At 34.6% G+C, this 9,050-nt stretch carries 8 protein-coding genes; 6 read left to right on the top strand and 2 right to left on the bottom strand.

What is annotated here, in order from left to right:
• On the bottom strand, positions 1-791 hold a 791-nt coding region (locus PLA12_11720; protein HOQ33165.1), incomplete at its 3' end, for a hypothetical protein.
• Between the two features lie 147 nt (positions 792-938).
• On the opposite strand from PLA12_11720, the gene zwf reads away from it, so the two are divergent.
• The 6 genes from zwf to PLA12_11690 all read left to right on the top strand — a co-directional run bounded on the left by zwf (position 939) and on the right by PLA12_11690 (position 8,260).
• Positions 939-2,414, top strand: a complete 1,476-nt coding sequence (gene zwf / locus PLA12_11715; protein ID HOQ33164.1) for a glucose-6-phosphate dehydrogenase — start codon at positions 939-941, stop codon at positions 2,412-2,414.
• A 22-nt stretch (positions 2,415-2,436) separates the two neighbouring features.
• Complete coding sequence (locus PLA12_11710) at positions 2,437-3,411, top strand: sugar ABC transporter substrate-binding protein (GenBank protein HOQ33163.1); 975 nt, start codon at positions 2,437-2,439, stop codon at positions 3,409-3,411.
• Between the two features lie 9 nt (positions 3,412-3,420).
• Positions 3,421-4,377, top strand: a complete 957-nt coding sequence (locus tag PLA12_11705) for an ABC transporter permease (GenBank protein ID HOQ33162.1) — start codon at positions 3,421-3,423, stop codon at positions 4,375-4,377.
• Between the two features lie 8 nt (positions 4,378-4,385).
• Entirely contained in the window at positions 4,386-5,207 is an 822-nt protein-coding gene (thiF, locus tag PLA12_11700; GenBank protein HOQ33161.1) for a sulfur carrier protein ThiS adenylyltransferase ThiF, read from the top strand.
• Between the two features lie 30 nt (positions 5,208-5,237).
• A complete protein-coding gene (gene crtI, locus PLA12_11695; protein ID HOQ33160.1) occupies positions 5,238-6,725 on the top strand; it encodes a phytoene desaturase family protein in 1,488 nt (495 codons plus the stop codon).
• A gap of 77 nt (positions 6,726-6,802) precedes the next feature.
• Positions 6,803-8,260, top strand: coding sequence for a FapA family protein (locus tag PLA12_11690; protein HOQ33159.1), 1,458 nt, complete (start codon positions 6,803-6,805; stop codon positions 8,258-8,260).
• A gap of 17 nt (positions 8,261-8,277) precedes the next feature.
• On the opposite strand, the gene PLA12_11685 is transcribed toward PLA12_11690, so the two are convergent.
• Positions 8,278-9,050: proprotein convertase P-domain-containing protein (locus tag PLA12_11685; protein HOQ33158.1), on the bottom strand; the 773-nt coding region annotated here is incomplete at its 5' end.

Here is a 9,050-nt window from a genome sequence, read left to right as displayed (position 1 = left end):
ATAACACATATTTCGTCATATTCTGTCCCAAGAACAAGAAGAAGTGCTTTTAACCATGCTGGCTCAAAAGGTTGTTTGGGATTATTAAGTATCGTTTTTAACTCATCCGAGATAGATAAAAGTATAGCCGTTTCGTCTAAGCTAATTACAGGTTTGCCATCTAATCCATAATGAAACGATGGGGGAGGAGTGTTTCCTGAAATGGACTTAGTAATCAAATCAATGTTATTGGAAAGAATGATGTATCCATTATGTTCTGTAAATCCGATATTTGATTTGCTATCCCAATAAGCCGATAATTTTCCCGAAATAAACCAGAACCAGGATGTTTTTAATGTAGTTTTTTTTGCATCAGGAAAGATTTTTTGTAAGGAATTTATATTTTCTCCAGAAATGACCGCTTCCCATTTATCATCTAAAGTATAAAAGAAAGCACAGGGACTATTGATATTTACCCCAAGAGATTTCAAATTTTCAATTGTTTTTTCTTTGTCCTCTTTTATTATATAGCCTAAAGTGGGGTCTTTTTTTAAAGAATTACTAATCTCGTTATCACGGAAATTATCTATCTTAAAAAAAGAATTGACAATGTTTTCGATAGATGGACTGACTAATGCAAGAGCATCAGGTTGAGGTAGAAAAGACAATAATTTTCGAGCGGGTAGGTGTTTCTCAGAACCATACATCTGAGTTTCTTTTAAAGGCTTGTTTTCTGTCTGTTTGCCACAAGATATAAAAACTGTTGCAATTACGGCAATCAATAGCCAAATAGCCCGATTATTTTTTTTCATTTTCTTTTCTCCTGTAAAATAATTTCCAAAGGTTGTTTTTAAATGTTTTATAGGAATAATATTGTTATAATTTTAACTTAACTTAATTAAAGTGTATTGTAATAGTTTTAACAAGTAATAAACAATAAGAAAAGTTTGGGTTGATTTATGCTACAGAAATCGTCATTTTTAAAGGATTTAACAATAGTTGTTATTGGAGCCTCCGGGGATTTGTCCTTACGGAAGATATTTCCTGCCTTCTATGCACTATTTCAAAAAAAATTGTTACCAGAAAGATTCCGAATTATAGGCTTTTCGCGAACAGAAATGAATGACGAAATATTTCGCGAAAAAATTAAAGCCTTTATTTTGAAAGAGAACATGCCTGTTTCTGATTTAGATGAATTTCTGAAAAGATGTTTCTATAGTAGAGGAAGATATGATGAGTTTCAGGATTATGAAAGGATGGGAGATTTAATTCGACAATTAGAAGAAGGACATTTATCGAATAAAATATATTACCTTGCTATCCCTCCCTTCTTATTCTTACCAGTTTCAAATGCCCTTGCCCATTCCAATCTCATTCACACTCAGGAAGAACAAGGTGTGTGGACACGGGTTGTAGTCGAAAAACCATTCGGGAGGGACAGAGAAAGTTCAGATGAATTAACTGCAGGTTTGCAAAAGGTGTTCCGTGAGGAGCAGGTATATCGTATTGACCATTACCTTGCTAAAGAGGTTATTCAAAATTTAATGATACTTCGTTTTGCAAATTTAATATTAGAACCCCTCTGGAACCGCCAGTATATACAAAATGTTCGTATTTCTTGGATGGAAGACATCGGTATAGAAGGTCGAGGTGGATATTTTGATGAATATGGAATTATTCGTGATGTTATGCAAAATCACCTGCTTCAAATTTTAGCACTGGTAGGAATGGAACAACCCATACGATTGGAAGCAGATTATATTCGGGATGAAAAAGTTAAAGTCCTGAGATGTATTCCTCCCATAACGCTTTCTCAGTTAGTCGTGGGTCAATACGGACCGGGTATTTTACAGTGTAAAAAATGTGAAATGAAACATGGCTATCGTGATGAAGAAGGCGTCCCTAAAGACTCAATTACTCCCACTTATGCAGCAGTATCTCTATTTATCAAAAATCGGAGATGGGACGGTATTCCGTTTTTAATTCGAGCAGGAAAGGGATTATCCAAACGCACAACGGAAATAAAAATACAATTTCGGGAAGTTCCAGGAAATATATTCACAGAAACTGCACCCCAATTAACCCCCAATGAATTATTAATTCAAGTTCAACCCAATGCGATGATAGCTTTGAAAATTGTGAACAAAATTCCAGGTTTATCACTTGTTCTGGGTGAATCCAATCTTGATTTATCCTACGAATCTGCTTTTGAAACCCGTGTTCCCGATGCGTATGAATTGCTATTATTAGATGTAATACGCGGGGATAAGAGTTTATTTATCCGTTCAGATGAATTAGAAGCAGCATGGGATATATTCAGTCCTGTTTTGTTAGAATTAGAAAAAAAGAGAATTCAGCCTGTTATATATCCCTTTGGTTCAGAAGGTCCCTATACAGCCGATTTGTTAGCAAGTAAATATGGAACTGCATGGTAAATAAAAGCAAGGAGAAAGATTAATGAAAACAAAAAATTGTAATCTGCCCAAAACTTATTTAACCTTTTTAATAATAATTTCTCTGGGTATTTTGAATGTTTCATGTGGGAAAACTGCCGATAACAAAGATGTAGAAAAAAAAGTAAAGAAACCGCGAATTGCATTAATTATGAAATCCCTCGCAAATGAGTTTTTTAAGACTATGGAAGAAGGAGCCCGAAAACATCATCAAAATAATTCATCAGAATACGATTTAATTGTTGAAGGAATTAAAGATGAATTGGATATTAATCGTCAGGTGCAACTTGTTGAAACTATGATAGGACAAAAAGTGGATGCTATTGTTATTGCACCGGCAGATTCCAAAGCATTAGTCCCTGTATGTAAAAGGGCATTGAAACAAGGGATAATTGTAATTAATATAGATAATCGTCTTGATGCAGAAGTGCTTCAACAAAACGAAATTAAAATTCCCTTTGTAGGACCTGATAACCGTAAAGGAGCCAAAGAAGTGGGACTTTATCTCGCAAAATCTTTAAAAGAAGGTGACCAGGTTGCAGTAATTAATGGTGTCCCAACGGCATATAATGCTATCCAGAGAAGGCAGGGCTTTTTAGATGCGATTAAAGAAAAAGGGTTAAACCTTGTTGCAGATGAAAATGGGGACTGGGAAATGTCAAAAGCAAATAAAGTTGTTTCTGCTTTAATGACCGAAAAACCAGAAATAAAGGGTATCTTCTGTGCTAATGACAGTATGGCATTAGGAGCCATTTCTGCATTAAAGGCAGGAAATTTTATGGATAAAGTCAAAGTCGTAGGGTTTGATAATATCTCTGCTGCAAACGAATTGGTACAAAAAGGTGAACTTTTGGCTACAGCGGACCAACATGCAGACCAATTGGCTGTTTTTGGAATTGAGTATGCATTAGAATGCTTGAAAACAGGGAAAGTGCCTGAAGATAAAGAAACCCCTGTAGATTTAGTCGTAAAAAAATAGGCTGTTCTTATGAAAACCAATATAATCAATTTTTTAAAAGAACAAATAGGATTAATTGTTGCTCTTTTATTTTTAATAGCCTTTTTTAGTATCAAATCTAAATATTTTTTTACTTATTCCACATTCGTTACAATTGTTAATCAAATTCCTCATATATTACTTTTAGCAACAGGAATGTCTGTTGTTCTAATTGTAGGAGGGATTGATTTATCCGTAGGTTCTGTATTAGGTTTATCGGGTGCTGTATTGGGTATTTTACTGACCAAAGACTATTCACTTGCTTCTGCAATTTTTGCGTGTTTCTTTATAGGGATACTTTGTGGATTGATAAATGGATTTATTGTTATTCAGTGGCATATTCCATCTTTTATAGTAACATTAGGTATGTTGGAAGCAGGAAGAGGCTTGACCTATCTTTTTACTAACTCAATCACACAATATTTAGGTTCGAAACTGGATATAATTGCAGAACCCAATATAATGGGTATCCGTTTCCCTCTATTATTAGCCCTAATTGTTGTCTTGTTCATCCACTTTCTAATGATTTATACCCCATGGGGAAGACATTGCTTTGCAATAGGAGCCAAAGAAGAAACAGCACATTTGTCAGGTATAAATGTAAGAAAAGTTTTATTAAGTGTATATATCCTATCAGGTTTTCTGGCTTCTCTTGCAGGTTTACTACATTGTGCAAGACTAAGTTCATCGGACCCTAATGCAGGTATTGGTTATGAATTATCTGCGATTGCTGCGGCTGTAATTGGGGGAAATAGCCTTAGTGGCGGAAAAGGTTCTATTATCGGAACTATGTTAGGCGTTGTTATTATTGCTACTTTGGAAGTAGGTCTTGTGCAAATAAGTGTTCCCGAGCCGTGGAAACGAGTTATTACAGGAATGGTCATTATTTTAGCAGTTATTATTGATACATATCGAGGAAGGATGAAATTATTTCGTAAGAAAGTTTAAGCGAAAAAATGATATACATTTTTATTAACGAAAGAGAATATGAAGTTGTAGAAGGGACATCGTTACGAGAGATAAAGGAGAAACATAAGCCGGATGCGGATATAATAATATGGAACGGTTTTCCTGTAAATAATAAGACTGATTTAATAAAAGAAGTAAAGGATAAAGACCATATAGTATTTATTAAACGGGGAGAAATTCCTTCTTATAATGAATTGGAATATTTGATGGTAGCACGCCATAGTCCAGGAGTTCATGAAAAAGTAAAAAAAAGCATTATTGGAATAGCAGGTTTAGGTGGTTTAGGTTCTACTGTAGCAATTGCTCTGGCTCGTATCGGCATAGGTAAATTAGTATTGGTAGATTTTGATGTAGTTGAGCCGAGTAATTTAAACAGACAGCAGTATTCTGTAGAACATATAGGAATGTATAAAACGGATGCTATAAAAGAAATTATTCAAAAAATTAATCCTTATGTAGAGGTAAAAACTTATAGAGAAAAAATAAATCCAGATAATATAAGGTCATTATTTCAAGATGTCCATATACTTGTTGAGGCTTTTGATACTGCAGAAGGAAAACGGATGTTAATTGAAAATTTCCATAAATATTTTCCAGATAAACCTATTGTAAGTGCATCGGGTTTAGCAGGTTATTTTTCTTCAAATTCACTCAAAGTAAGAAAAGTAACATCATACTTATATGTAGTTGGAGATGAAGAAAATTCTACGGGACCCGGAGTTGGATTGATGGCTCCACGAGTTGGTATTGCAGGGAACCTACAAGCGAATACAGTTTTGCGTATAATAATGGGTGAGCAAATACCTTGATAATGAAAAAGAGTTAAAGGAGATAGTAATATGAAAACTCCACATATCCTAATTATAGGTGCAGGACCCGGGGGATTAACTGCAGGGATGATACTTGCAAGTAGAGGTTTTAGGGTAAGCATATATGAGAAAGACGAATCAATCGGAGGACGAAATAAAAGCCTTATTTTAGGAGATTATAAGTTCGATTTAGGTCCAACTTTTCTAATGATGAAATATATATTGGAACAGGTTTTCCAATTAGCAGGTAAGAATGTCCATGATTATTTAAAAATTACTCGTTTAGACCCAATGTATCGCTTAGCATTTAAAAATTTTCATCTGGATATTACAGATAAACATAACGAAATGGCTCAGAGAATAGAGAAAATTTTTCCGAGTGCGAAAAAAGGATTTGAAAATTTCATGAAGAGAGAAGGAATACGGTTTAAATATATGGAAAAATGTTTGCAAAAACCGTACCTTTCTGCTTTTAATATGGTAGGAAAAGATTTAATTAGAGCTCTTCCTCATCTGGCAATAGGAAGAACGGTTAATGATGTTCTTACCGACTATTTTAAGGATGAAAATTTAAAAATTTGTTTTTGCTTTCAAAGCAAATATTTAGGGATGTCTCCTTGGAAGTGTCCAGGAGCATTTGCTATGATTGCTTTTGTAGAGCATAATTTTGGAATATACCATGTGGAAGGCGGTTTGTCCGAAATTTCCTCTGCTATGGCAAAGGCTTTTCAAGAATTAGGTGGAAAGATATATACCAATGCGAAAGTAAAGCAAATAGAAGTAAGAAACAAAACCGCTAAGGGTATCGTTTTAGAAGATGGAACGAAAGTAGAAGCAGATGAAATTATTATAAATGCGGATTTTGCTTATGCTATGAGCTCTCTCTTCGAACCGGGTATATTAAAAAAATATTCCATAAAAAATCTACAAAAGAAAAAATATTCCTGTTCTACCTTTATGTTGTATCTTGGAGTGGACAAATTGTATGATGAAATCCATCACACAATACACTTTGCCGAAGACTATCATAAGAATACAGATGAAATAGCTAATAAGAAAATTCTTTCAGAAGACTTTTCATTTTATATCCGCAATGCAAGCATTACAGATACTACATTAGTACCTAAAGGACATTCTGCTTTATATGTACTCGTTCCTGTTCCAAATAATACCTCTGGAATTAATTGGGATAATATTAAAAAGGACTATAGAAATAAGGTCATAGGAAGGATTAAAGAGCGGACATCAATGAAAGATATAGAAAAACATATAAAACAAGAATACTGTATAACTCCATCAGACTGGGAAAATATGGGGATATTCAATGGGGCTACTTTTAATTTAGCACATAATTTAATGCAAATGTTATATTTTCGACCACACAATAAATTTGAAGAAGTAGAACATTGTTATTTAGTTGGCGGGGGAACACATCCAGGAAGTGGTTTACCCACTATTTATGAATCAGGACGAATAAGTTCGGAATTAATAATAAAGAAATATGGATTGACAAAGTAAAATAATTATTTGGTTTTATAATAAAAAATTGACTAAAATAATAAATAGACTAAAATTATATTGTGTAGAAATCAAATATGCCGAATGATGAAATAAATATAAATAAATCAGAAAAACAAACGGAAGATAAAAAAGAAAAAGAATTATTTAAATATAAACCTACAATTCCTCTTTTACTTAGAGTTTCTGATGACAAAATGCAAATGCTTATAAGCGGTGATATTCGTGGTTGGAAAAAGGATGAACTTTTAGAATTCCTTGAAGGAAAATTGAAAGAAGAAAAAATACTTGAACCAGGTATTATAGAAAATGCAAAGAATCGTCTTTTAGAAATTATTGAGAAAGAAGAAATTTTTGAAAACATTATATTATTGCGTGGGAAGCACCCGACACCACCTGTTGAAGGAAGAATTGAGTGGCAGCAAGATTTCTTTGCTGAAGGTTTTGAAATAGACCCCGAAACGGGAATGATGGATTACCGAAAACCTAAGGCAAAATTAAATGTAAAAGCGAGACAACTATTAGCAATTATTATTCTTCCCAAAGAAGGAGAAGATGGGGTTGATGTATTTGGAAAAGTAATTCCAGCTCAAAAACCCAAACCCATTCGTTTAAGAGCAGGTAAAAATGTAAAAGCAAATGAAACAAATACTTATTTCTATGCAGTAATAGATGGTAGATTTCGATTAGAAGATGATGTTATTCATGTAGATAATTTTTTAGAAATTCAAGGGAGCGTGGGGTTAGAAACGGGAAACATTCATCATCTGGGATATTTGGTAATTAATAAAAATGTCGAATCAGATAGTGTTGTTTATGCAGAAGGCGATATAGAAATAAAGGGCTATGTGGAACAAGCAGATATAACTACCAAAGGGAAATTATTAGTTTTTGGCGGTATCACTGGTGGCTTTGAAAAAAAAGTAATCGCGAAGGGTACAATAAATGCAAAATATTTTCTGAACTTGCTTGCAGAATCGGAAGAGGGGGTATATGTAGGAAAAGAAATTGACCAGTCTTTTGTTCGTTCTCGGGGACCTGTAATTGTTGGAGGAAGAATTGTAGGAGGAGAGATTATCGCTTTGGGTGAAATTAAAGCAGACCAATTAGGGAGCGAAGCGTGTATTAAAACAACATTAGTTCTGGGGGAAGATTATTTTTTACCTCGCTACCTTAAACCTTTTGAGGATGAAAAAAAAGAGAAGGAAGAACTATTGGAAAAGATAGTAAAAGGTATTAAGCCCTTACAAAATCGCTGGCAATCATTACCCCAAGATGCGAAAGATGCTTATGTAAAACTTGTTCAACAGGCAAAAACAATAAAAGAAAGTATCGATGAATTGGACAAAAAAATTAACGAATTAGTCGAAAAATCCAGAAAAAAGGCTTTACCCCAAGCCATTGCACGAAAACATCTTTATCCAGAAGTGGTTATAAAAATAGGAAATCAAACATTTCAAACAAGAGAATATATTAAAGGTCCTGTTAAAATAGCACTTGCGATGGGAGAAATCCATCTTCTGGCTGTGTCATAAAAGTATATGATTAAAAACTATGCAGGTCCTGGAGCGAAACCATCTTCAGTATTTGGGTCTTGATGATAGTATCCGCCGAAACTATTAAATAACTGAATGACACGCAAAATCTCATTCAAATTTATCTGAAAATCTGGGGGATTATAATCTGCAGAGTGATTGGTGCAATTTCTGGGTCCATTTGGAATAGGTGCAAAACCGTCTTCCGTTCCCTGTTTACAGGAATAGCCCCCTGCGTTATAAAATTGAATTACACGCAGAAGTTCAACTAACTCAATCCGCCAATTCCCATTCGAATCACAATTATGGTAAGGTAGTATTTCGCCTTCTACCTGTCCTTCTATGGTTCCTTCGGGAATTCCCTCTGATGTTCCTTCCTGCGTCCCTTCTATGGTTCCTTCGGAAGTTCCTTCGCCTTCACATGCGTTAAATATTAACGCCCATTCCTCTACTCTGCCCTGGTCTCCCGAAACAGCATCTGCAACCTGAAGCGTCCAAAGACCCGACATATTTTCTCCACTAAAAGATGATAAAGGCATAGCAGGAGCAAATTCTCCGGTATAGGGAGAAGAACCAGAACCGATAGGTATTGTTGATGTATCCGTAAAAACAGTATTAACCATATCAGTCCCCGTTATTTGGGAGTCTGAAGTAAAGAGTAAAACCTCAGTTCCATAGGGGGATATAAGTTTCATTCTTAATTGGCTCACGTCTGGATGTGTTACTGTTACTCGAATTCTTACATTTTGAATGGTTCGTGAAAGTGGAATTTGTAAAGGCAAGAAACTAT

This window comes from Candidatus Hydrogenedens sp. (genome assembly GCA_035378955.1).
Lineage (GTDB): Bacteria > Hydrogenedentota > Hydrogenedentia > Hydrogenedentales > Hydrogenedentaceae > Hydrogenedens.
This window is presented reverse-complemented; position numbering and strand designations above follow the sequence as displayed.

Excerpts from the sequence above, each read along its gene's own strand:
- PLA12_11710 (HOQ33163.1), top strand. The coding sequence starts at position 2,437 with ATGAAAACAAAAAATTGTAATCTGCCCAAAACTTATTTAACCTTTTTA.
- zwf (HOQ33164.1), top strand. The coding sequence starts at position 939 with ATGCTACAGAAATCGTCATTTTTAAAGGATTTAACAATAGTTGTTATT.
- thiF (HOQ33161.1), top strand. The coding sequence starts at position 4,386 with ATGATATACATTTTTATTAACGAAAGAGAATATGAAGTTGTAGAAGGG.
- PLA12_11705 (HOQ33162.1), top strand. The coding sequence starts at position 3,421 with ATGAAAACCAATATAATCAATTTTTTAAAAGAACAAATAGGATTAATT.
- PLA12_11690 (HOQ33159.1), top strand. The coding sequence starts at position 6,803 with ATGCCGAATGATGAAATAAATATAAATAAATCAGAAAAACAAACGGAA.
- crtI (HOQ33160.1), top strand. The coding sequence starts at position 5,238 with ATGAAAACTCCACATATCCTAATTATAGGTGCAGGACCCGGGGGATTA.